General features: G+C 61.0%; 28 protein-coding genes. 16 read left to right on the top strand and 12 right to left on the bottom strand.

Annotation, left to right across the window (positions count from 1 at the left end):
• Window positions 1-136 precede the first annotated feature (136 nt).
• Both K6T25_RS01645 and K6T25_RS01640 read left to right on the top strand, forming a co-directional pair.
• Window positions 137-400, top strand: coding sequence for a DUF7386 family protein (locus K6T25_RS01645; RefSeq protein ID WP_222915944.1), 264 nt, complete (start codon window positions 137-139; stop codon window positions 398-400).
• A gap of 57 nt (window positions 401-457) precedes the next feature.
• Window positions 458-1,000, top strand: coding sequence for a hypothetical protein (locus tag K6T25_RS01640; protein ID WP_222915942.1), 543 nt, complete (start codon window positions 458-460; stop codon window positions 998-1,000).
• 21 nt (window positions 1,001-1,021) lie between these two features.
• Here K6T25_RS01640 and K6T25_RS01635 read toward each other — a convergent pair whose 3' ends face one another.
• Window positions 1,022-1,303, bottom strand: coding sequence for a DUF8053 family protein (locus K6T25_RS01635; RefSeq protein ID WP_222915940.1), 282 nt, complete (start codon window positions 1,301-1,303; stop codon window positions 1,022-1,024).
• A 255-nt stretch (window positions 1,304-1,558) separates the two neighbouring features.
• Here K6T25_RS01635 and K6T25_RS01630 point away from each other — a divergent pair, with 255 nt between their 5' ends.
• The 12 genes from K6T25_RS01630 to K6T25_RS01580 all read left to right on the top strand — a co-directional run bounded on the left by K6T25_RS01630 (window position 1,559) and on the right by K6T25_RS01580 (window position 9,824).
• Window positions 1,559-1,972 carry a DUF8023 family protein gene (locus tag K6T25_RS01630; RefSeq protein ID WP_222915938.1) on the top strand — a complete coding sequence of 138 codons (414 nt, stop codon included), beginning with the start codon at window positions 1,559-1,561 and terminating at the stop codon, window positions 1,970-1,972.
• The gene (locus K6T25_RS01625; RefSeq protein ID WP_222915936.1) at window positions 1,972-2,211 is read left to right on the top strand and encodes a DUF378 domain-containing protein; all 240 of its coding nucleotides are present in this window, start codon (window positions 1,972-1,974) and stop codon (window positions 2,209-2,211) included. The genes K6T25_RS01630 and K6T25_RS01625 overlap by 1 nt, the downstream gene beginning before the upstream one ends.
• The gene (locus K6T25_RS01620) at window positions 2,208-2,726 is read left to right on the top strand and encodes a hypothetical protein (RefSeq protein ID WP_222915934.1); all 519 of its coding nucleotides are present in this window, start codon (window positions 2,208-2,210) and stop codon (window positions 2,724-2,726) included. Before K6T25_RS01625 ends, K6T25_RS01620 begins: the two co-directional genes overlap by 4 nt.
• Window positions 2,727-2,730: 4 nt before the next feature.
• Complete coding sequence (locus K6T25_RS01615; RefSeq protein WP_222915932.1) at window positions 2,731-4,479, top strand: Env/VP5 family phage fusion protein; 1,749 nt, start codon at window positions 2,731-2,733, stop codon at window positions 4,477-4,479.
• 25 nt (window positions 4,480-4,504) lie between these two features.
• The gene (locus tag K6T25_RS01610; protein WP_222915930.1) at window positions 4,505-5,104 is read left to right on the top strand and encodes a DUF8063 family protein; all 600 of its coding nucleotides are present in this window, start codon (window positions 4,505-4,507) and stop codon (window positions 5,102-5,104) included.
• Window positions 5,101-5,937 carry a DUF8125 domain-containing protein gene (locus K6T25_RS01605; protein WP_222915928.1) on the top strand — a complete coding sequence of 279 codons (837 nt, stop codon included), beginning with the start codon at window positions 5,101-5,103 and terminating at the stop codon, window positions 5,935-5,937. The genes K6T25_RS01610 and K6T25_RS01605 overlap by 4 nt, the downstream gene beginning before the upstream one ends.
• Window positions 5,934-6,188, top strand: coding sequence for a hypothetical protein (locus tag K6T25_RS01600; RefSeq protein ID WP_222915926.1), 255 nt, complete (start codon window positions 5,934-5,936; stop codon window positions 6,186-6,188). The genes K6T25_RS01605 and K6T25_RS01600 overlap by 4 nt, the downstream gene beginning before the upstream one ends.
• Window positions 6,178-7,347, top strand: coding sequence for a P-loop NTPase family protein (locus K6T25_RS01595; RefSeq protein WP_222915924.1), 1,170 nt, complete (start codon window positions 6,178-6,180; stop codon window positions 7,345-7,347). Before K6T25_RS01600 ends, K6T25_RS01595 begins: the two co-directional genes overlap by 11 nt.
• Window positions 7,348-7,522: 175 nt before the next feature.
• Window positions 7,523-7,903, top strand: coding sequence for a PD-(D/E)XK family putative nuclease (locus K6T25_RS15865; protein ID WP_486606333.1), 381 nt, complete (start codon window positions 7,523-7,525; stop codon window positions 7,901-7,903).
• Window positions 7,904-8,125: 222 nt separating this feature from the next.
• Window positions 8,126-8,539 (top strand): type IV pilin domain-containing protein, encoded by a 414-nt coding sequence (locus K6T25_RS01590; RefSeq protein ID WP_222915922.1) that lies wholly within the window; start codon window positions 8,126-8,128, stop codon window positions 8,537-8,539.
• A 6-nt stretch (window positions 8,540-8,545) separates the two neighbouring features.
• On the top strand, window positions 8,546-8,986 hold the full coding sequence (locus K6T25_RS01585; RefSeq protein ID WP_222915920.1) for a type IV pilin domain-containing protein: 441 nt from the start codon (window positions 8,546-8,548) through the stop codon (window positions 8,984-8,986).
• A 31-nt stretch (window positions 8,987-9,017) separates the two neighbouring features.
• The gene (locus K6T25_RS01580) at window positions 9,018-9,824 is read left to right on the top strand and encodes a hypothetical protein (protein ID WP_222915919.1); all 807 of its coding nucleotides are present in this window, start codon (window positions 9,018-9,020) and stop codon (window positions 9,822-9,824) included.
• A 620-nt stretch (window positions 9,825-10,444) separates the two neighbouring features.
• Here K6T25_RS01580 and K6T25_RS01575 read toward each other — a convergent pair.
• The 8 genes from K6T25_RS01575 to K6T25_RS01545 form a co-directional block, all read right to left on the bottom strand.
• On the bottom strand, window positions 10,445-12,115 hold the full coding sequence (locus K6T25_RS01575; protein WP_222915917.1) for a DUF7845 domain-containing protein: 1,671 nt from the start codon (window positions 12,113-12,115) through the stop codon (window positions 10,445-10,447).
• Between the two features lie 133 nt (window positions 12,116-12,248).
• The gene (locus tag K6T25_RS15740) at window positions 12,249-12,515 is read right to left on the bottom strand and encodes a DUF7563 family protein (protein ID WP_225917778.1); all 267 of its coding nucleotides are present in this window, start codon (window positions 12,513-12,515) and stop codon (window positions 12,249-12,251) included.
• A gap of 244 nt (window positions 12,516-12,759) precedes the next feature.
• The gene (locus K6T25_RS01570) at window positions 12,760-13,812 is read right to left on the bottom strand and encodes a tyrosine-type recombinase/integrase (protein WP_222915979.1); all 1,053 of its coding nucleotides are present in this window, start codon (window positions 13,810-13,812) and stop codon (window positions 12,760-12,762) included.
• Window positions 13,809-14,120 (bottom strand): hypothetical protein, encoded by a 312-nt coding sequence (locus K6T25_RS15490; protein WP_225917780.1) that lies wholly within the window; start codon window positions 14,118-14,120, stop codon window positions 13,809-13,811. The genes K6T25_RS01570 and K6T25_RS15490 overlap by 4 nt, the downstream gene beginning before the upstream one ends.
• Complete coding sequence (locus K6T25_RS01560) at window positions 14,117-14,650, bottom strand: hypothetical protein (RefSeq protein WP_222915978.1); 534 nt, start codon at window positions 14,648-14,650, stop codon at window positions 14,117-14,119. The genes K6T25_RS15490 and K6T25_RS01560 overlap by 4 nt, the downstream gene beginning before the upstream one ends.
• Window positions 14,647-15,000 (bottom strand): hypothetical protein, encoded by a 354-nt coding sequence (locus K6T25_RS01555; RefSeq protein WP_222915976.1) that lies wholly within the window; start codon window positions 14,998-15,000, stop codon window positions 14,647-14,649. The genes K6T25_RS01560 and K6T25_RS01555 overlap by 4 nt, the downstream gene beginning before the upstream one ends.
• On the bottom strand, window positions 14,997-15,338 hold the full coding sequence (locus tag K6T25_RS01550; RefSeq protein ID WP_222915974.1) for a PadR family transcriptional regulator: 342 nt from the start codon (window positions 15,336-15,338) through the stop codon (window positions 14,997-14,999). Before K6T25_RS01550 ends, K6T25_RS01555 begins: the two co-directional genes overlap by 4 nt.
• Window positions 15,335-15,580, bottom strand: a complete 246-nt coding sequence (locus tag K6T25_RS01545) for a hypothetical protein (protein WP_222915972.1) — start codon at window positions 15,578-15,580, stop codon at window positions 15,335-15,337. Before K6T25_RS01545 ends, K6T25_RS01550 begins: the two co-directional genes overlap by 4 nt.
• A gap of 267 nt (window positions 15,581-15,847) precedes the next feature.
• On the opposite strand from K6T25_RS01545, the gene K6T25_RS01540 reads away from it, so the two are divergent.
• Window positions 15,848-16,117, top strand: a complete 270-nt coding sequence (locus K6T25_RS01540) for an ArsR family transcriptional regulator (protein ID WP_345778227.1) — start codon at window positions 15,848-15,850, stop codon at window positions 16,115-16,117.
• A gap of 185 nt (window positions 16,118-16,302) precedes the next feature.
• Here K6T25_RS01540 and K6T25_RS01535 read toward each other — a convergent pair whose 3' ends face one another.
• On the bottom strand, window positions 16,303-16,554 hold the full coding sequence (locus K6T25_RS01535) for a hypothetical protein (RefSeq protein ID WP_222915968.1): 252 nt from the start codon (window positions 16,552-16,554) through the stop codon (window positions 16,303-16,305).
• A 221-nt stretch (window positions 16,555-16,775) separates the two neighbouring features.
• Between K6T25_RS01535 and K6T25_RS01530 the strand changes: the two genes are divergently transcribed.
• The gene (locus K6T25_RS01530; protein WP_222915966.1) at window positions 16,776-17,732 is read left to right on the top strand and encodes a hypothetical protein; all 957 of its coding nucleotides are present in this window, start codon (window positions 16,776-16,778) and stop codon (window positions 17,730-17,732) included.
• 131 nt (window positions 17,733-17,863) lie between these two features.
• On the opposite strand, the gene K6T25_RS01525 is transcribed toward K6T25_RS01530, so the two are convergent.
• Window positions 17,864-18,877: a Cdc6/Cdc18 family protein gene (locus tag K6T25_RS01525; protein ID WP_222915964.1), complete on the bottom strand. Its 1,014-nt coding sequence runs from the start codon at window positions 18,875-18,877 to the stop codon at window positions 17,864-17,866.
• Window positions 18,862-19,218: a hypothetical protein gene (locus K6T25_RS01520; RefSeq protein ID WP_222915963.1), complete on the bottom strand. Its 357-nt coding sequence runs from the start codon at window positions 19,216-19,218 to the stop codon at window positions 18,862-18,864. Before K6T25_RS01520 ends, K6T25_RS01525 begins: the two co-directional genes overlap by 16 nt.
• Between the last annotated feature and the right edge of the window lie 103 nt (window positions 19,219-19,321).

The following is a 19,321-nucleotide window of genomic DNA, read 5'->3' as shown; positions in this document are numbered from 1 at the left end:
CGCGTCGAGTCCGCAGCTCCGAGCGGCCGCGCGGCCGGGGGTATATAATGCGGGACCCCTCCGGTGACTCCAGATCGACGCGATCCGGACTCCGCTCATACATGCGATTATAAAGGGGGGAGGTCAGCCGCCGGATATGGGGACTGAACGAACGACCCTGCGGCTGTCGGACGAACGGAAACGACTACTGGACCAAGCGGCCGGGATCGTCGCGGCCGGCGACGGCGACGATCCTCCGCGGTCCGACGTGATCGACGCGGCGCTTACCCACCTCGTCCAGTCGGCGCGGAACGTCGAGGACGCGAGGGAGGAATACAACCCGCGGACGATCCAAGATATCGCGAATACCGACGTTCTCGGGTTGTACTATCGGACGAGTATCGAGAGTCGGTGGCGGTAGTCAAAACGTCTCGACAGGTGAATTTATACTGAAATAAATAGTTGCAAACGCCAAAGAATGGCGACGGTAGACTCTCCAAATGGGTATACCGAGTATAAAAAATACAATCTCCCAAAGTGGGCCACCTTTGTTGCAAGACTGGTGTTACTGGCAGTTGCTGTTGGTCTGGTCTTCTCAGAGTCGATTATTCTTATTCCAAATGATCTAAAGCTGTATGTTCTGAGCTTTGGAATCGGGCTTGTCTCCTTTATATTCATTCATGAATCTCTACACTATGTCACCGCTTCCGCGCTCGGATACGACCCCGTCTATGTGTGGCCAACTATGGTTTATGTGCCTGAAGAAAGCCTACCAGTAAAGCATATACTCCCGATGTTGCTTGCGCCTCAACTCTTATCTCTGGCTTCTCTGTTGCTCCTTTTGAGTGGTGTGAACCTGACTTTGGAGCTGATCCTTGGTTGGGGATTGTTCCAGAATATCATCGGGTCTTACTCCGATGTCTTATCGAGTATCCGTCGACTCACATGGCCGACCGGAACCAGAGTGATTGTGAGTGAGGACTATTCTACCCATGTTGCATTCCCGAAAGGCACAACGTAGACTTTCGACCTCCCCGTTTGGTCAATCCGCCCGTGACGCTTCCGCCCCGCCCGTCGTGTTCTCCAGATAGAGCTGTCCGGCGACCCGCCGAATCGGTGCGCACTCGTGTAGTTCCGGAACGTGTCCGTTCTCGGGGACGCGGACGAGGTAGGTTCGTTCTCCCAACCGCTCGGTGAACGCGGTAGTGTTCTCGGGGAGTTCTCCGTCCTCGTCGAGGATCCCGTCCCGCTCCAGAAAGTCCGACCGCTCCAGCACGATCCCGACGGAGTCGGTCCCGATCTTCCGTAGCCGTCTGTGGGGCATATCCGGGCGCTACCCTCGGGGTTTGATAAAACCCCGTCCGAGAGGTGGGTACCCCGGGGGGAACCCCTGAGGGGAACCCGCTGTTCAAGTTAGGGTATTTGTGAGGGGGAGGGTTCGGCGGCCGTATCGGCCCGTGGTCGGCCGACGAGGTACCTATGAAGGCCAAAGGTGGGGCTGACGCCCCTACAACGGACGTGGAGCACAGTAGCGAACCGACGACGCGGCGGGCGTCCTGGTAGAACTCACACTCACAACATGGCATACCAAGAATTTGACGCGGAGGACATCGGGGCGCTGGTGCTCGCGATCTTCTCGGCCGCGGTGATGACCGGGATCGCGACAGTGTCGGCGTTCGGCGTGTCGATGTCTGATACGTTCACAGTCGCAGGTATTGAGAGTTCAATCGCGTGGCTGGTGACGGTCGGGACGTTCGCGGCGGTCGTGATCACAAACGACCACACAGACCTGTTGAGCGCAGACGGGCTCGACCGGATGAAGGAGGACATGGACGACGTGTACGCCTACGCCGTGCTTGGCTCGGCGGCGCTGCTCGTCGGCTGGGTGCTGTTCCCTGACGTTGCCTCGTTCTTCCAGAGTACGGACCTGTGGGGCGTGCTCTACATCCTCGGCGTGGCGGTCGCACAGATCGGACTGGGGTGGGTGCGCTGATGGCCGACCTTCGCAACCCCTACGAGTCGGACGAGTCCGCGGTCAAGGTCACAGTGTGGCTGCTGGCGGGGCTCGGCGCACTCAACTGGGGCCTGATGGAAGCGGCCGACCTGAACCTCGTTACGGAACTACTCGGTTCCGGGTCGGCGGGGCTGGTCTACATCGTGATCGGCGCCGCGGGCGCGCTGTCGCTAGCGGGAAACATCGGGCTCGACGTGCTCGGAGGTAATGACGCATGAAGCGCGGGCTCGCGCTGCTGGCGGCCGTGCTCGTCGCGGCGGCCGGCCTGATCGGAGCGACCGGCGGCGCGGTCGCCGCCGATGTTGAGCTCACAAACGAAACGGTCGCCGTCGATGGCGATACACGGAGTGTGTACGCGGACCTGAACGCGACTAGCGACGTGAACACATCGGCGAACTTCACGGTGGAGTTCGTCGGGATCGACGCGGACGGCAACGAAACGGGAACGCTGGACACTAGGAACGTGACGGTGGACTCGGGGAACACGTCGCTGGTGGAGTACACGGACGTGAACGCCTCGGCGTACTCTCAGGTCAAGGTCATGGTCCACGTGGACAACACGACCGCATCGACGGCGAACGTCTCGGCAGAGGTCGGGACGATCCAGATGGTCGCCGGCTCGGGCGGCGGGGGCGGGATCGGCTCGTCGCTCGGCTCGATCGGAACGGGCGGGCTCGTCGCGATCGTGCTCGTCGGGGGCTACGTGCTGCTCGGTCGGGAGGGAGACGAGTAAGCCGATGATCTGGAATCGGTTGCTGCTCACATACTCGGCCGTCGCATCGCTCGCGGCGGCCGGGTTCCTGACACTCCGGGGCGAGTGGATCGCTCCGACCGTCCTCTCTATCGCAGCGCTGGTCATAGTCATGGCTCGCGTCGGGCTCGACGCTGATCTGCGCGGGCTCGTCGCCTCGATCACGCCGAGGCGCGAGCGGGTTGGCGGCGTGCTTGTCGTGGGGCTGCTCGTGATGGCGGCGATCGGGGCGCCGTTCGCCGGGTCGCCGGTTGCACCGGCGTCCGCGACGCACGACTGCTCGGAGACACAGCGGCTCGCGACGTTCTCCTTTGGCCTCGGCGGCTACGCCACCGATCAGTTCCTGTTCGATGGCAAGTGTACCGACTCGCACCGCGCGCAGGCGATTGAGGACATGCAAGATTCGGATGCTAATCAAACGCATCTCGACATCTACAACTCCGGATTACAGCAAAAAGCGGAGACTGAGACTCGATCCGCTGTGTACGACAACTACCTCAACGACACCGAATCCGCCGCGTGGATGCAGGCAGAAATGGCGATCGCTCAAGCGTATGAAAACGGCTCTTCGAAGGCGCTAGCGAAGTCCAAAGCGCAACAGGCAATTCAGGAGTACTACGTTGTCAAGCAGATCAATCTCATCGAGTCCTACAATGCGTCTGCGAAGTCGGCTGATGTGATGCTCGGCGTCGCTCAGAACGAATCTGCGTTGACTGCCGAAAACGTCCTCGACGCTAACGCCGGTGCGGCCTACACGAATGCGAATTCGGCTAATTCGTACTTCATCGGCACCGTCGATACGTCTGTCACACTTGCCAACGGCACCGCTCACGGTGTGAAAGCGTACAGGTTCAAAGAGAAGGAATCTCTGAACGGCAGAACGAGGACCGACTCTGTAACTGTCAATCAGGTTTCCGCGCAGGGCGAGACTCAAGAGGGGAGTTACTACCACGGACAGAATGTGACTTACCTCCGGATCAAACCGCCGAATTCTGATTACGATCAGGTGACATACATCCGCTTCGCCGATTACGCAAATCGGTGGGATCGGATTGAATCTCAAAACTCCGCCCTGCAGAGCGAGGTGGATGTTTTCGTTGAAAACACGTGGCAAGCGTACGAGTCGGGACAGATCGACGCGGCTGACGTGCTGAGTCGGAACACACAGATGTTCCGCTACGGGCAGTCGGCTGTCGACGGGACGAACTCCACCTACGACGTGGTGGCTGCGCTCTCATCCATGGGACTCGATTCTCCGGAACTCAACGGGACCGGGACGATGGAAGTCCAGTACAAGGGCGCGACGTACAACGGGTTCCTGATGGCGCGCAACGCGCCGAATGGCTCGTGGCAGGCTGGAACCACGTACAACACGTCGAACATCACCGGACCGGTCCTACTCGCCCACACTGGTGGTAAGACTACGGAACTCTCTGGAGAGTTCACTGTTTCCTCAATCACCAATGAGGAAGGAGGTCAAATAAACGAGGTGACAACCAAGAAAGTCGTCTACAAGACGAGCAACACGAGTGAACAACTCGAAAAGATGAATCGTATCCTCGAACTCCGCGAGGAGATCGAGAGTCGCGAACCGAAGGCGTCGGGCGGCGCCGCCGAGACAAACGAGGGGCTCTTTGAGAGGCTCGCGGCGCTGCTCGGGATATCCGTCGGCGGGGCGGCGGCGATCCTCGCGGTGGCCGGGCTCGTGTATCTCAAAGTGACGACGCCGAGCTAGATATCGGCGATCCCATTTCTTGACCATGACCGACAATACCGACAACTCAGAAGCGACGGGAACGACACGGAGAACAGTGCTCGCGGCGCTCGGCGGAGCGGCCGCGACGGTCGCCGGAGCGGGAACGGCGAGCGCGCAGGAAGCGAACGAGACGGCGCCGACAGACACACCAGAAGGTCCGGAGATAGCGGTCGAACTCGGGCCGGTGGTGAAGGTGCGGACATGGGAGTACACGGACGGGAGTTTCGTGCTCGAACTCGAAGCGGACTACCCAACGAGCATCAAGATCACCGACACGGGAGCGGTGATGCGGGCGATGACCGAGGGAAGCGGGGCGACGGCGACGAAGATCCCCACGCGGGGCTACTCGCTCGGGAGCGACACGACGCGGATCACGTTCGAGCCCGTAGAGTTTGACGGGGCGTATGCGATCACGGTCGCGTCGGCGAAGGGCGCGGCGTTGCTCCGGACGGATTCGGTCGAAGCGGGCGCGGCGACGGTGACGTATTCGACCGCCGGAGCACTCACCGCGAGCGCGGCGGTCGGCACGGGATACCTCTCGTTCAAGCGCTCGCGAGAGAAGCTCGAGGAATCGGACGAGCCCGAGATAGACCGGATCGCATGACCATGACCGCGAGAGAATCACTCATCAATCTGGTTTCGGACAACCTCCGGACGATCATCGCGGTCGGCGGCGGGTACGTGCTCGCAGTCGAGATGGACGTGATCGACGCGGGGTACCCATCGGTGCCATCGCTGCCGGGGTGGTGGACGCTCGGGGCGCTCGCGTTCCTGGGCACGCTGCTCGTCGCGTGGATGGTCGGGGACAAGATAGCCGACCTGCTGCCGGACCCGCCGGGCCACATCATCGTCGCGCTGGACGAGACGACGGACATGGGGCTCGGAGCGTGGGAGTTGAACGATCGAGCGTGGGAGGAACTGGACGTGCACGAGGGGACGCTGTACCCGTGGACGGACTCGCCGCTGGATACCTACGAGGCGCGGATCTACAACCCGGAGGCGAATGCGGCGGTCGCCAACTGGCGGGAAGCGGCGCCCGCGTCGCGCGTGCTCGGGGAAACGGAGGAATCGGCGGTGCGGGCGATGGTGGGTGAACTGCGGGACCAGTACGAGGAAGACGCGAGACACGCTCGGGCGCTGCGGCGGCGTATCCCGTCGATCCTCCGGCGACTCGACGCGCGGCGGGCGACGGACCAGAACGCGGCGCTCGAACCGCACCTGTCGCCGTCGTTCGGTGACGAGACAATCGACGACGTGATCGCGGAGGAACTCCCGGCGGAGTCGCTCCCGTCGCACCTCGCACCTGACGACGACGGCACCGGCGACGATCTCGACGACGATGAGAACGGCGAGATGTTCTCGCTAGATCTCTTGGAAGATGACGAGGCGCTCGAGCCGACCGGATCGATCGCCAACGACGGGGGGCGTGTCGAATGAGTCTACTAGTGCTTCCGGACCGCCGGGAGATGACGACGCGCCGAGTGGCGACATGGGCGGCGGCTGATCTGCTCGGTTGGGGAGTCGCGCTCGGGATACCGGAGGCGTTCGGTGGCGGGCAACTACCGGAGCCGCTGGCGGCGATCGTGCTGTTGGTGTTCCTCGCGGCGCTGGCGGGAATTCCCTACGCCGCCGAAGCAGGGAACCGGCTGGTACTGTGGTGGGAGACGCGGGGGTACGATGCCCGGTAAGTCGTCGGACTCGTCGGTGTACGCGGCGGCGCAGGGGCGCGAGTTCCTCCGCGGGGCGCTCGAGGACAAGCCAAACGAGTGGGTGCGCGAGTTCGCTGGGCTGATTGACGACGCGGAGACGCTCGATCTGCTCAATTATTACGCGAGTCTATGGGAGAGCGGGCTCGTCCCTGACGAGCACGGGGCGTTTCTCGAGTCGGCGCTGGCGCGGAACATCATCCGGTCAGCGAGTACGCGTATGGCGGATCGTGCCTTCACGGAGGGGAACGTCTCGCAAATGCAGGGAATGGTCGGACTGACGAACCGCTCACGGGACGGAAAAGACCTGCTCACGTCGGCCGCGGAGCAGCTGGAACACGAGGGCGCGATCGGGCTCGTCCTCGGCCCACCGGGTTCGGGGAAGACCGCGACAACGCTCGATGTGGCGCGGACCTGGGCGGCGCGCACGGGCGGGCACATCATCGGAAATACCGCGTGGGACGGGTTCGACCAGATCGTTCGGTCAGACCGAGAGATGCTCGAAGCGATGGCATCGGTAGAAGGTCAAGTGCTCGCGGTGATCGATGAGACGGCACAGGAACTTTCGGGCTATGGAGAAGACGGACCGAAAGCCGAGACGTTCGCGAACGCGCTGACGTTCATCCGGAAGAAGGAGGGAAGCCACGGGCCGCACGCAAAGCGCGGCTCGGTGCTGATGGTGAACCACACGCGCAAGCGAACGGCGGCGGCGTTCCGGCGGCTCGCGACGTTCGCGATCGAGAAACCCAAGCGTGACGATCCGGGATTCGCCCGGCTGCTCGAAACCGAGGGCGGACAAGACACCTTCGAGAACGGAGCGGATTATCAGGGGCTCACGGATACGCGTGAGTCTTATTCGGAACACGAAGCGTCCGAGTTCCGGATTCTCGGCGCGGACGGCGACGATGACGATACAGAGGATGGACCGAGCCCGGACGAGATACGGCGTCGCGAGCGGGTCCGGTCGTACCTGCTGGATAGCAAACCGTGGTCTGACTCTGAGGGAATCTCGCAGAAGGACGCGGCTGCAAAGGCCGGATACGGTACATCGTGGGCGACGGACCGAAAGAAGGAGTGGGAACGCGGCGAGTGGAACGAATTAGAGGACGTACCGGAACCGTCGGAAGGGGAAACCGTATGACTGCACTGTGTTCCGTGCGTTCCGTCCGCTCCCCTCCCCCCGGCTGTCATATACCTACTTACTACGTGATGGGTCTGCGGAAGCACCGGGCGGAAACCCGGGGTGATCGGTGTGGGAAAATCGGGGTCACGGTCAAGAATCGAACTCGAAGCGAGGTCATGGGTCAAAAGACGTCATGGTGAGGACGAATCGCTCGCAGAACGCAGCTCGGTACGGGGCGCTGGCAGAGCAGGTGGCTCGCGAGTTGTACGGGCTCGAGGTAGATCACTCGTCGTGGACCGACGCGAGAGACTCGGAGGGTGACCCATGGGACGTGAAGGCAGCGATGATGACGCGGAAGGCGCCGCGGTTCCGCCTCTGGAAGGACCAACACACGCGGCTTGTGCGCGCCTCTGGTGGGTACGTGTTCGTTGCGTACCGGCCAGTCGGGCGTGGAATTCGCGTGCTCGAAACGCGAACGGTTTGGGCACGATCGCTCCGGCTCCGGTTCTACGGAGCAGGGTCACATCAGAAGGGTGAGCAAGCGAAGATCGCTCCGTCTCGAGTACTTGGGTAGGATCTCTATCAGTTAGGTTGGATGACTAGCCTTACCAACATTACTGTGTCGCCGTTTGTAGTATACGGCTCTACTATTGGTTTAGGCGAATTCTGTCTAATTGTCATTTTCATTCTTGAAACCTAGGAGGAAATACTTATTAAGTAAGCACACCGTAATTTAGTTATCACAGCAGTGTCGGGGGGATCCCGGCTGGACAACGCTGTGTGGAAACTACTAACAATGCAATTCAAGCAACTACTTGACGACGATCGTGCCGTGTCTCCGGTCATCGGAGTCATCCTTATGGTCGCGATCACCGTGATTCTCGCGGCCGTAATCGGCTCGTTCGTCCTCGGCCTCGGAAACTCCGTGCAGCAGACCGCACCGAACGCAAACTTCCAATTCGAGTTTGGCGAGAACGCTTCCGACACCGCCGTTGTTAACGCAACGCACACTGGTGGAGACACAATCCCTGCAAATGAGCGCGTCTCACTGAACACGAGTGTCGATTCTGCCCCTTACAGTGGTGGTGAAATGAGCGCTGGAGATAGTATTACCAATGTGACGTACTCTTCAGGTGAGACGGTTCGCGTCCTCTGGGTCTCCCAAAATGGAGATACTTCGCAAGCACTCGCTGAGGAAACCGCGCCCTGACCACAAATGAATTTTAACCAACTACTCGACGACGATCGCGCCGTCTCCCCTGTCATCGGAGTCATCCTTATGGTCGCGATCACTGTGATCCTCGCGGCCGTCATCGGATCGTTCGTCCTCGGATTGGGTAACAGCGTTCAGCAGACGACGCCGAATGCGAACTTCCAATTCGATTTCAATGAGACGGCGACTGCCGGTGACTACAATGTCACCGCTACTCACACCGGAGGCGCCACGATCAACGACCAGAACACTGGCTCACTGTCGCTGAATGCCACCAGTGGTCAGTCGACTCCATTCGAACTCCCAGTAAGTGCAGGAACGACAGCAAATCTTAGTGCTGACACCGGCGGGGCCGTGCCCGCTGGAGAGACGGTTCGCGTGCTTTGGACATCGTCCAACGGCGATACCTCCCAAGCACTCGCGAGCGAAGACACGCCGAACTAAGGCTACAGATCAGTAGCCGTTTTTTACTACAGTGCTCGAGGATCAGACAACGCCTCTTGTCGACGTCCAGTCCCTCGCCCGTACGTACAATCCGCAGTCGTATCCAGACCCAGCAAACCTACTCGAGGATTATGACCGTGTGATGGAGTACGCATCGAAGCATCCAGACCACGGTCGGACTCGTGTCGGGACGGCACTCGAACTCCCGCCAAGTCGCGTCCGAACATGGATCGAGGGCGGGAAGCCCGATGCCGTTCACGCTGTGGAAACTGCGCGAGAATTGGGCTGGCTTGATGCAACACTCCAAGACGCGATTGGTGACGCATGTGCAGTGCTCGCAGCAGGGATCTATACCTGCGGGAGTATTGACAACGATCGCATCGTCCCAGCGTGGAATCCGAGTACACGAATCGCTAGGCAGCTCATCATACACGGGCTCGAGGTCGTTGGAACCGGATACAGTCTTCGCCACGCTGGCGAGTCTGATCGGCCCACCGAGATCATCCCTGCTACCAACGCGAGCGTCTTTGGGCGGGTTCTCGTGTGTCTTGGCATCCCCCAAGGCGATTTCACGATGGTCAAGTCACTTCCGAACTGGTTCGACCAGCTCTCGACTGGGACTCGCCGGACGCTCGCGCTCCTGTGGGTGTGTGAGCGCGCAACTGCCCAAGACGATAAAGACACGCTCATGATACAAGGGAGATATCGGGGCGAGTTCTACCGGAGAACCGTGGCTGATCTCATCCGAGAGATCGTCGATGGAGCCGTTACCGCCACAGAGCAAAATGTTGTCATCAGTGCTGCCGCAGCACGAACACTTCCTAGCGTCTTTCGGTAATGCGTGCACTTTTGTAACCGTATAGCGTGAATAAACTGAACACCACTTGGTGTTCTCCACACAGCTGGCGCGGACTAGTTGCCCGCGCCATCGTTTTCTACTGCTGAGCGGCTGCTCGCGCAATGGTGGTTCATTAGTGATGTGATTGACACAGACGCACTTGATGGACTCTTCAACAAGCACAATCTCAAGAGGACCTGCATGTTTGGAGTGGGATTCCACGACAGTTACGATCACCGCCGACGAGATCGGAAATTTGCGCATCAGAATCGTATCACACCGCTAAGCTCGCTACCTAACTCATCGACTATTTCAGCAGTTGAAGCTCAAAATTTTTTCGCGCACCCGCAAGGGGCGCTTCAGGTGGCGACCGCGATCCGGTCGCGGTGGTCTGTTGATGGGGTGGCATTAGCCACACCCCTAAGCGGGAACGGAACCCCCTGGGTTCGGTTCGAGCGCGAAGAGTGGTCCTCAGGGCTAGCGATCTGCACTCACAGCCTCCAAACGAAACGGAGGTAAGGGCCGAATCAGCCGAAAAACGGCCGTTTTCGGGGGTACAGAAGAGAGTCGTCACTACCCGTCGGCCCCCGCTCATCGGGAACCGACGGGACAACTACGGGCTACCCGCCGCGGAGCTCGAGGAGCCGGGCGGCGTCCATCGTCTGTAGCTTCTGCCGGTCAGACCGACGGAACAGAACGGTGGCGTGCTTGAACGCAGCCGGATCACGGTCAGCGTCGGTCCAGTAGCGGAGTCCTTTCCGGAGTTCGGAGATCACCTCTGCGTAGCCGTACTTCCCGGAAGGATCGAACTCGCCGAGTCGGAGCTTCTTGACCGCTTGACCGCGGGAGTCCGTCTCGCAGTCGTGCGCAGCGAGCCACGTCCGAAGTGCGCTGGTGGTCTCGTCGAGCCCCCGTGTCGCCGAGAGAAGCGCTTCGCCGGTCGCCTCGGAGAGCCGGGTACTCGCGTCGCGGAGCTCGGAGACGGCCGAGTGAAGCATCTCGGCGATGTGGTTCGACGCGAGCGCGACTTCTCCGTATTTTCGGTCGATCAGCTCATCCATACGACGGAGCGCGCGGCGGACCGAGCCGACGTGACGGCCGTGTTCCTCGGCGATGTCGGCCGGGCTAGCGGTTCCGCCGTCCGCGAGCAGGTACTCAACAATCTCCTCTTCAACGGGCGAAACACCGCCAGTCTTCGCCAACTCACGAATGACGACATGCTCTTGTTCCGACTCAAGTTCAGTCAGATTCAGCTTCGGAGGCTCGGTGTGCTCGCCGAGCTCTGCATCGAAGTACGGGTCGGACTGGTAGGGCGGCGACCCATCGCCTCCTGGAGGCTCGAGCGGTAGTCCGGCTTCACGGAGTACAGAGTGAAGCGCCTCATCCAACTCGCGTTCGAGACGTGCGAGATCTTCCTCGGTGACTCCGAGCGAGCCATCCCACCGATTCACCTGATACGAGACTCCGACCTTCGGGTGACGCAGTGGACTATCCTCATCAAGCGACTCAGCGTGACGGGCTCGGTAGTGCTTAATCTCCTTCGGGAGTTGGTGGTTCGGCCATGCTTCTTCGACGCGCCCCGGTCCAAGCGTCGCGGTGTGGTAGTACCCGGGAACGTCGTTGCCCTGACCGTCCGTATCGTTCTGAACGACCTTGCGGTACCCGCTACGGTCGTTCTCGAGCAAGTGGCCGAGTTTCGCGATCGGTCCATCTCTCGCGTGGACGGGGCCGCTCGCATCTTCGAGGAGCCGGACGTAGCGCTCTGCGTCGCGGACAGTACTCGAATCGTCGGGCTCGGTGAAGTAGTCCGGATTCACGTCGAGCGCCCGAGCAGCGTCGCGGAGTAGCGGGAGATACCGCGTCGGTCGGATGTTCGAGCCAGTGACTCGGAGGTTCACTCCCTCGCGCATACCAGGCGGAAGCGCTAACTCTTGGGTCTCTCCGTCGGAGCGTTCGACGCACATTCCCTTCCAGCGGGGGCGTAGATGCGCGTTGAACGACTGTTGGCCGGGCTTGTCTTCGTCGCCGCGGCGCTTGACCTTGACCCGAAACTCGCGGACTTGATCCAGATCCCACTCGGTCCCTGTCGGGAGTCGGACACCGGGATGCTCGATACCCGAACTCTGGTAATAGAGCTTCGCGAGCCACGTTTTGCCGTCGCGAGAGAACTCAATTTCGCGTGATCCTCCGCTCGAGCGAACAACAGCGTGGGCGGCGAAGTAGGGATCGAGCCCGCCGGAGAAATTGAGTTGCATGGCGAATTCGTGCCATGACGGCGAGACGGCTCTCATTTGACTCCCTCGCGCTTGAGGTAGCAGTTCGGACAGAGGACGACATCGTACGGAGCGCGCTCAGCAGTTGTCGGTGTCGATCGACTGCAATCAGAACATTTGGGCTTGTCCTGCTGAGGAGGTTCGGTACGGCTCAAGAGTCTGGCCCCCCATCGGCTCGGACAGATGCCCCGACACGTGGGCCGCGGTTTCGGTTCGGGTTCTCTGCGGGATCGGGATGGTCGACGTCGAGTCCGGCGGCGCTCCCGTTCTGGACGCGGAACGTGGAGTCACACGAGAGACAGCGATGTGCGACGTCGTTCTCGTCGCCAAAGACCCGGGCAAACCGGGCGGTGACGTGGCAGCCGCAGAATTGACACTCCCGTTCGGAACCTCCGGAGCGGGTGAAGTTCCGGTTCACGCGACCCACCTCCGGCTACTGGCACCGCTGTACGGGGTGGACCCGCGGGTGGTGAACGGATGAATTGACGCTAAACTACCCTTATCGGTAGTGTTGGTAGAACGCGGAAATTGGGTGGCTGGGGAGCCGACGGCCCCAATTCCGTCCGGACGGAAGCCGTCCGGACCGGATATGGGCCAACACGGGAACGCGGTTCTAAGCGACTGACGCGGGGAGATACGGGACATTACGATTTTGTAACGTGTCATAGTTCGTCGGGGATGAACTCGCGCCGACGGCGCATCCGCTGGCGCTTCGAGGCTTGGTCATAGTGCGCTTCCAAGATCTTCTCCGAAACGTCGCCGCGATCGCTGACGACCTCGCGCGGCGTTCCGGCGTCACGGTGGGCCGTGATCGACCCCGCGCGAACGGGGTGAGGCGACCGATTCACCGGGCACTTACTGAGTGTATCGTGAGCTGTCGCCTCACACTCGTTCGGGTCGCGGCCCTCCGGACACTCCTCACCGATCCGGCAGGGTTGCGTCCAGAAGTAGACCCAATCGCGATACGTCGTCGTTGCCGGGCGGCCGCGGGCCGTCGTGATCAGCGGGTTCCGCCCGTAGTCGTCTTGGACCTCGCGACGGCGCGGGCCGTCTATGTAGTCCTCGATGACACCGACGACGCGCGGGATCAGGGAGACGTCCCGTTCCCCGTTCGTCCCGTTCTTGAGGGGCGTCCCCTGTTGCGGGCGGTGGCGGAACTGGAGCGCGCCGTCGTCCCGGTCGAAATCCTCGACGTCGAGGGATCGAAGTCCTCCGAGGCGGCACGAGGTCCGCCAGAACAACAGCATGGCGACGTGTTGGGGCGTCGCATACTCCCACTCTCGCAGGTAGTCGAGGATCGCGTGTGCGCGTTCGGCCTCCAGCAACCGCGTGTCCACGCCCTCACCGTCGCGGACCTGCGGGAGCCGGATCCGGTCGCTGAAATCCGGGGAGACGGCTTTCACGTCGGCCAAGTGGTCGAAGAACACCCGGAGCGTGGACACCTGTCCCTGCATGGAGACGGCGTTGCACGGCTCCATGTCGGGCCAATTCTCCTCCCGCTTGAACACGCGGTAGGCGTGGACATCCCGGAGGTCCACGTCGTTCATGTTCATGATCGGACCGCCGCCGTGGTCCTCGGAAACCAGCCACCGAACGAACGACCCGAGGCGGTACTTGTGAGACTTCAACGTCTCGTCCGCGAGGTTGTACCGCCGCGTGTCGACGTAGTAGTCCAGCGCGGCCTCCGGCGTCATGGGATCGAGATCGTCGCTCACTCTCGTCCCCCGAGCGTGTCCAGCGCCTCACGGAGCTGCGCGGCGTCCGCGACGTTCGCCCGCTCCACGAGTTCACGGACGAGTTCGTCCTTCTCGCGACGCTCCGGATCGTTGTGAACCGTCGGCCACGGAACGCCGCGGACCTCCGTCCAGAGTTCGTACATGTCCGCGCGGTCCAACCGGATCACGATCCGCTCGTCCTCTCGGGTCGAGAAGCGGAGTTCCCACGCCTCGACGTTCGCGCCCGTCGGCCCGTAGGAGATCGACGCCGTCCGGCCGACGATGTACCGCGTCACGTCCAGCGTCACCGGACCGCACCTCCGTCCTCCGCGACCTCCACGCGGTAGGTCCGCGCGTCCTCTCCGTAGGGCTTCACCGTCACCTCACGGATCCCGAGGTGTTGGTTCACGACGCGCCGGCCGTCGGCCTCCAGACTCCGGCGCTTGATGAGCGGGTAGCGGTCGCGATCCGCCGTGCCCGGCTTCATGTCCACCGTCGCGCCGCGGGCGCGGAACACGACGCCCTCGGACACGTCCACGTCGTCGGGAACCTCGATCCCGTCACCGTCGAGGGTCAGCGTCCGGTCAGCCGTCCCGCCGTCGAGGGCCACCCCCGGATCGGCGTCGTTCTCCCCCTCGTGGTCCGACAGCGTCACCGCCGCGACGTGGGTTCGGCGTTCGTCGCACTCCGGACACCCGGCTTGCACGAGGCGGTGGGTCGACTCCACGTCCAGCGTCGCGCCGTCGTCGCGAACGACGGGGTAAACGTGGACCGTCTGTTCGTGGCCGCAGACGCGGCACACGTAGCCGACCGGCGCGGTAACGTCCACGTCGCTCACGCTGTCTCACCTCCGTCGGCTTCGTCGTCCATGTCGGGATTCACACCCGGCTCCTCCGACGCACAGGCGGCGCACGCCCACAGATTCGGACCCTCGGGGTGACCGTCGTTCGTGATGTGCGGGTCCTCGACGTCGCCGCCGCAGATCTCGCACTGGGATCTGTCGTCGCGGTTCTCGCCGTTCTCGTCGTCCATCTCGCGGGCGAGCTCGGCCGCCTCACCGAACGCATCGGCGCGGACGTCCGCGAGAAGTGACGAAGCGGGGTTCAGCGGGTTGTTCGCGCAGAGGGCGTGCTGATCAGCCCGACGATCGAGTTCGTCGGCCAGCCGCTGTAGGTCGCTCTTGTTCACGCAGACGCACCCCCAGCGAACGCGTCGGCGAGCAAGTCGATCCGGCCGCGGAGAAGCTCCCGCCCGGTATCCGTGAGGACGTACTCGTTGGTTCGCTTGTCAAGAGCGGACTTCTCGACGAGGCCGTGTTTTGCAAGGTCGTCCAGTGCCGGGTAGAGACGGCCGTGGTTGATCTCTTGGTTGTAAAGGTCCTGCAGGACGCGCTTCACCGCGAGTCCGTAGGACGTCTCCTCGTCGGCTTCGAGGCGAGCGAGCGCGTAGAGGACATCCCCCTCGAACGCGGTGAGGTCCGTCCAGTTCGTGCTCCGGTCATCGCCAACGTCCACCTCGACACTCATGCCGGTTCACCTCCGTCGGTCGCGACCCGGCACGCGCCATCGTCGAGGACGAACGCGACCTCGCGAAGCGTTACGCCGGCCACGTCGAACCCGCACGGCGCGAGCGTCGTCCGTCCGGGTCCGGCCGTCGATAGGCCGTGATCCGCGAGCGCGCGGCCGCACTCGGGACAATCGGTTCTCAGGAAAAGCGGTACGTCTTCTCGTTCGGGGGTTTCAAGCCCCGGTGTGCTGTCGTCGTACATGGCTTTCGTGCTCCACTCACGAAGGCCCGCGCGGACCGACGCCCAAACGTCGGGTCCGCATCTTACTGCCGGACCCATCGGACAGCGACGGGTCCGCGAAGCACCTTCGTTGCACGTCCAAGTGAACGGGTTACTGATAATCTTACCGGTGATAAGATATTGATAGCTAAGTATCAACGCGTTTGAACCGCTAGCATGAATACGCTGACAACCACTCAAAGTCAAGTTACGACCGGAAAGAATAGCGAACCAATGATTCTCCGTCCCGTGGACTTCTCCATCTTGGACGCACTTGTCGACGGGCGGAACGTGGCCGCGAATCTCCACATGACACTTGATGTGTCGCGTCCTTACGTGAACAGTCGGCTCGGACAAATGGCGGACTACGGTCTCGTCCGCCGTATCGGACCCAACGAGAACGCCGGCCTCTACGAGATCACGGAGCGGGGCCGCGCCGCGCTGGAGCTGCGGGACGAGTACGAGGATGCGGACGACTTCGACGCGGTGATAGACGCCTACCTCGACGACGAGGACTGACCGAAGGCTTTTGCCCGATTTTGGACAGCCATAGGGTATGAGTGCGAATCGAGACAACCGACCACTCGGAGATCGGCTCCTCGGCATGGCCGGAGATCTCGACGTGGACCCCGTCGAATCCGTCTGCGAGGTTCGCGAACGGACGTAACGAATCGGCGAGTTCTGGTGTACTTCGCACATCTTGATCACTCCGTGATCACGTCGAGGTGTAGTCCGAGCCGCCGGATCGTCACCTCACACCACGTCGGCTCGACGCCGGCATCCTCGTAGATAGCTTCGTCCTCGTCGGTGACACGGAACCGTTCGCGGCCGTTCCCGCGCCAGAGCGTCAGCCCGACTTCGTCGGACTGATACGCCTCTTCGTCGATGCTGAACCGGATCTCCGGCGCGTCGTCGTCGGTGTCCTGCGGGGACAGGACGCGATCTCTCGTCGACATCGAGCGAACAGAGTGCCGTTTCGGGTTTGAATAGGTGAGAGAAGCCGACTATCTTCCGCATCTCAAGAGCAGAATTACCATACAGCGCCGACTTCGGGGTTCACTTCCGGACAAACGAGGGCCAAATTGCGGGACTTCCGAACACGAATATTGTGTTTGCCCTCATTCCCGGCAGGCTGTTTAGCATCAGATTCATGATGGGCGGCTACAGGGTTTTATTTATGTCAACTGCACTTGGTGAGGAATATCTGGAAAATGTGGAATCATTATCACTCCAATCAATGGTGGAACGGCGAGTCGCTTATTTAAATATTCTAGACTTTGGAACTGTCGTCCTTCATGAGGTCAGGAAAAGCTATTTTGAAGACCTGAATATGACTAAACCACATGATCCTTCGAAAATAACCCAAAACTGGGACACGATCACCAGCGCTATCGAAAGAGTGATCGATGTAGAAGCGCCACCGAAATACGACAAGTTCTGCGGTGTCCTGGGTCAGCGGAGAAATGACATCGTGCATGACGTGACCGAAGGAATTCCCGAGGGCCCTCTCAATGGACTAGTGGAAACAGCGCCGGATTGGCGTGAATGGCTAATCACACAGGGTCAAAAATACTATGAGACAATTGAGGAACTTGGTGCCGAAGAACGGTTGGTAACTCAGCTTCAACAAGATCTTCAGTCTATTTCATCAGCTAATATTCAGTCATATGTGAGTGATGAGGAGGAACTAGCTGATCTTCAATATGAGGCACAGGAATTACAACAAAGACTATCTGACATAGATCCAGATACCGTTACAGTAAACCCTGATTTGGCAGATTTAATACTGAAAATAAACACTCTCGAAAGAGAATTCGAAAGTATCGAATCTAATCAAACAATCCAGCAAGAATTTGGAACTTGGGAGCCAATTAGTGAAAAGATTCGAAAAAATTCGGGAGAAAATGTTGAAGTAGAATTTGAAGAGGGTGGGAGTATGGAACTGGATCTAGGTCAGGTATCACAAGACCATACTAAACCGTTAGACACTAGAGTGACACCCCAAGATGACAGCCAGTTCCCACACCGGCTCAGGAATACTGAGCCTTTCACACCTGTGTATTTAGAAATGATTGACCCCAGAGATGGAGGATCAGAAATAGTTGGCGAAATAAAGTCGGTCACTATACTATGAGTACCTAAAAACGCTAGTCGATTCGGTTGTCACTGGTAGAATACAAACAGAGAGGATATACTGTGTTCATTCTCTGTACGTATCATCCAGTGGGTTTCAATTTCGAGGTTTCTCTGGAGCCGGATTGCCCGCTATTCAGTGGCTCCAATTGAGAGATACCGCGTTCCCCGCCCACTCCCCTGCTTCCGGATACACCCGTAGCGAACGAGGACGTTCAGATACCGGCGACGGTCGCGACCGTTCGCGTCCGGGTACTCCGCCTCGAAGAGGTCTGCCAACTCCCCGGCCCGGATCTCGCCCGCGTCGTCGATCATGTGCTTCAGTAGTCGATGCGGCGTGTCCAGGCGCTCGACGTTGTATCGCCGGATCGACTCCATCGCTGGTTCGCGAACGTCGGCGATCAACGCCGGCGTGACCCGTTCGTCGCGGGTCTTCCCCTCAACGTAGGCCTCCCGGAGGATCGAGATCGCCTCCCGCGCGTTTCCGGCGGCGGTGTCCGCGATCAGTTCCAGCGTCCCGCCCGTGATCCCGGAGAGGTCGCCCGCGTCGACGCGTGCCTGGAGGATGTCAACGAGTTCCGACTGACTGTACCGGCTCAGTTCGATATGCGGGCCGGTGCGGAGCCGCGACGCCGTCGCGGCGTCGAGGCGCGCCGCGAACCGCTCGTACTCGTGGACGACGAATATCGGCGTCACGCCCTCCGCCTCGAAGAGGACGTGCGGGAGGTGCTCGTCCTCGATGTGTTCCGCCTCGTCGAGCGTGAGGACGAGCGGCGCGTCGGCGTCCTCCATCTGCGCGAGGTACGACGATGCGGCGTCCGCCTTCGGCGACGACCGTGTCTTGAGTCCGGCATCGACGAGCGCCTCTTGCAGTATCGCGGCCCGCGAGCGTGTTCGGAGACAGTCGACGTGCGCAGTGTTCACCGCCGTCTCTCGGCGGAGTTCTCCGACGGCAAACTGAGAGACGGCCGTCTTGCCGGCGCCGGTCGGGCCGGAGAGACAGATCGGGTACGCTGGTCGGTCCGAGCGGAGCGGGTCGAGAGCGTTCGCCAACTGGCCGAGCGTGGCGTCCCTGTGGGGCATCCGTTCCGGGACGCGGTCGAGTTCCAGGACCCGCGGGACCGACGCGGTCACTCCGCGTGCCATTGGTGACGGGGGTGGATCCAGTCCCAGTCGTCGAGTTCAACTTCGGCGAAGTACGCGCCGAGTCCGGTGTACCGGATCTCCTCAGGAGTATCCCGGGCGAGATCGTCGACGCCGGTTTCGTCGAAGTTCGCGGCGACGACGTGGTTCCAGAAGTAGTCCCAGTAGAGAGCGACCTCGCACTCGTTGATGAGTCCGAGTAGTTCGTACCGGCCTTCGTCGGCTTCTGTGAGGTGGCGGGTCAGAGTGATCGCTTCGCTCGGGGAGCGTTGTTCGGCGATAGTCCACGCGAGTTCGCCTTGGACGTGCGTGAACGTCCCCCGGTTCTCGGTTGTTCCTGACATCAATTCATTAGCGACACGGTCTGGTATTAGAAGCGAGCCATGGGCAGAGTGAAAGTGAAATGCACCCGGATGCGGGCGGGGGATTAGCGGTGGAAGTGAACCG

Origin of the sequence: Halobaculum rubrum, assembly GCF_019880225.1 — an archaeon.
Taxonomy (GTDB): Archaea; Halobacteriota; Halobacteria; order Halobacteriales; family Haloferacaceae; genus Halobaculum; species Halobaculum rubrum.
This window is presented reverse-complemented; position numbering and strand designations above follow the sequence as displayed.

Coding starts and splice junctions, on each gene's coding strand:
- K6T25_RS01550 (WP_222915974.1), bottom strand. CDS start 15,338: ATGAGTGTCGAGGTGGACGTTGGCGATGACCGGAGCACGAACTGGACG.
- K6T25_RS01585 (WP_222915920.1), top strand. CDS start 8,546: ATGAATTTTAACCAACTACTCGACGACGATCGCGCCGTCTCCCCTGTC.
- K6T25_RS01600 (WP_222915926.1), top strand. CDS start 5,934: ATGAGTCTACTAGTGCTTCCGGACCGCCGGGAGATGACGACGCGCCGA.
- K6T25_RS01525 (WP_222915964.1), bottom strand. CDS start 18,877: ATGGCACGCGGAGTGACCGCGTCGGTCCCGCGGGTCCTGGAACTCGAC.
- K6T25_RS01610 (WP_222915930.1), top strand. CDS start 4,505: ATGACCGACAATACCGACAACTCAGAAGCGACGGGAACGACACGGAGA.
- K6T25_RS01645 (WP_222915944.1), top strand. CDS start 137: ATGGGGACTGAACGAACGACCCTGCGGCTGTCGGACGAACGGAAACGA.
- K6T25_RS01535 (WP_222915968.1), bottom strand. CDS start 16,554: ATGTCGACGAGAGATCGCGTCCTGTCCCCGCAGGACACCGACGACGAC.
- K6T25_RS15865 (WP_486606333.1), top strand. CDS start 7,523: ATGGTGAGGACGAATCGCTCGCAGAACGCAGCTCGGTACGGGGCGCTG.
- K6T25_RS01595 (WP_222915924.1), top strand. CDS start 6,178: ATGCCCGGTAAGTCGTCGGACTCGTCGGTGTACGCGGCGGCGCAGGGG.
- K6T25_RS01615 (WP_222915932.1), top strand. CDS start 2,731: ATGATCTGGAATCGGTTGCTGCTCACATACTCGGCCGTCGCATCGCTC.
- K6T25_RS01640 (WP_222915942.1), top strand. CDS start 458: ATGGCGACGGTAGACTCTCCAAATGGGTATACCGAGTATAAAAAATAC.
- K6T25_RS01530 (WP_222915966.1), top strand. CDS start 16,776: ATGTCAACTGCACTTGGTGAGGAATATCTGGAAAATGTGGAATCATTA.
- K6T25_RS01545 (WP_222915972.1), bottom strand. CDS start 15,580: ATGTACGACGACAGCACACCGGGGCTTGAAACCCCCGAACGAGAAGAC.
- K6T25_RS01620 (WP_222915934.1), top strand. CDS start 2,208: ATGAAGCGCGGGCTCGCGCTGCTGGCGGCCGTGCTCGTCGCGGCGGCC.
- K6T25_RS01635 (WP_222915940.1), bottom strand. CDS start 1,303: ATGCCCCACAGACGGCTACGGAAGATCGGGACCGACTCCGTCGGGATC.
- K6T25_RS01605 (WP_222915928.1), top strand. CDS start 5,101: ATGACCATGACCGCGAGAGAATCACTCATCAATCTGGTTTCGGACAAC.
- K6T25_RS01520 (WP_222915963.1), bottom strand. CDS start 19,218: ATGTCAGGAACAACCGAGAACCGGGGGACGTTCACGCACGTCCAAGGC.
- K6T25_RS01590 (WP_222915922.1), top strand. CDS start 8,126: ATGCAATTCAAGCAACTACTTGACGACGATCGTGCCGTGTCTCCGGTC.
- K6T25_RS01625 (WP_222915936.1), top strand. CDS start 1,972: ATGGCCGACCTTCGCAACCCCTACGAGTCGGACGAGTCCGCGGTCAAG.
- K6T25_RS01575 (WP_222915917.1), bottom strand. CDS start 12,115: ATGAGAGCCGTCTCGCCGTCATGGCACGAATTCGCCATGCAACTCAAT.
- K6T25_RS01630 (WP_222915938.1), top strand. CDS start 1,559: ATGGCATACCAAGAATTTGACGCGGAGGACATCGGGGCGCTGGTGCTC.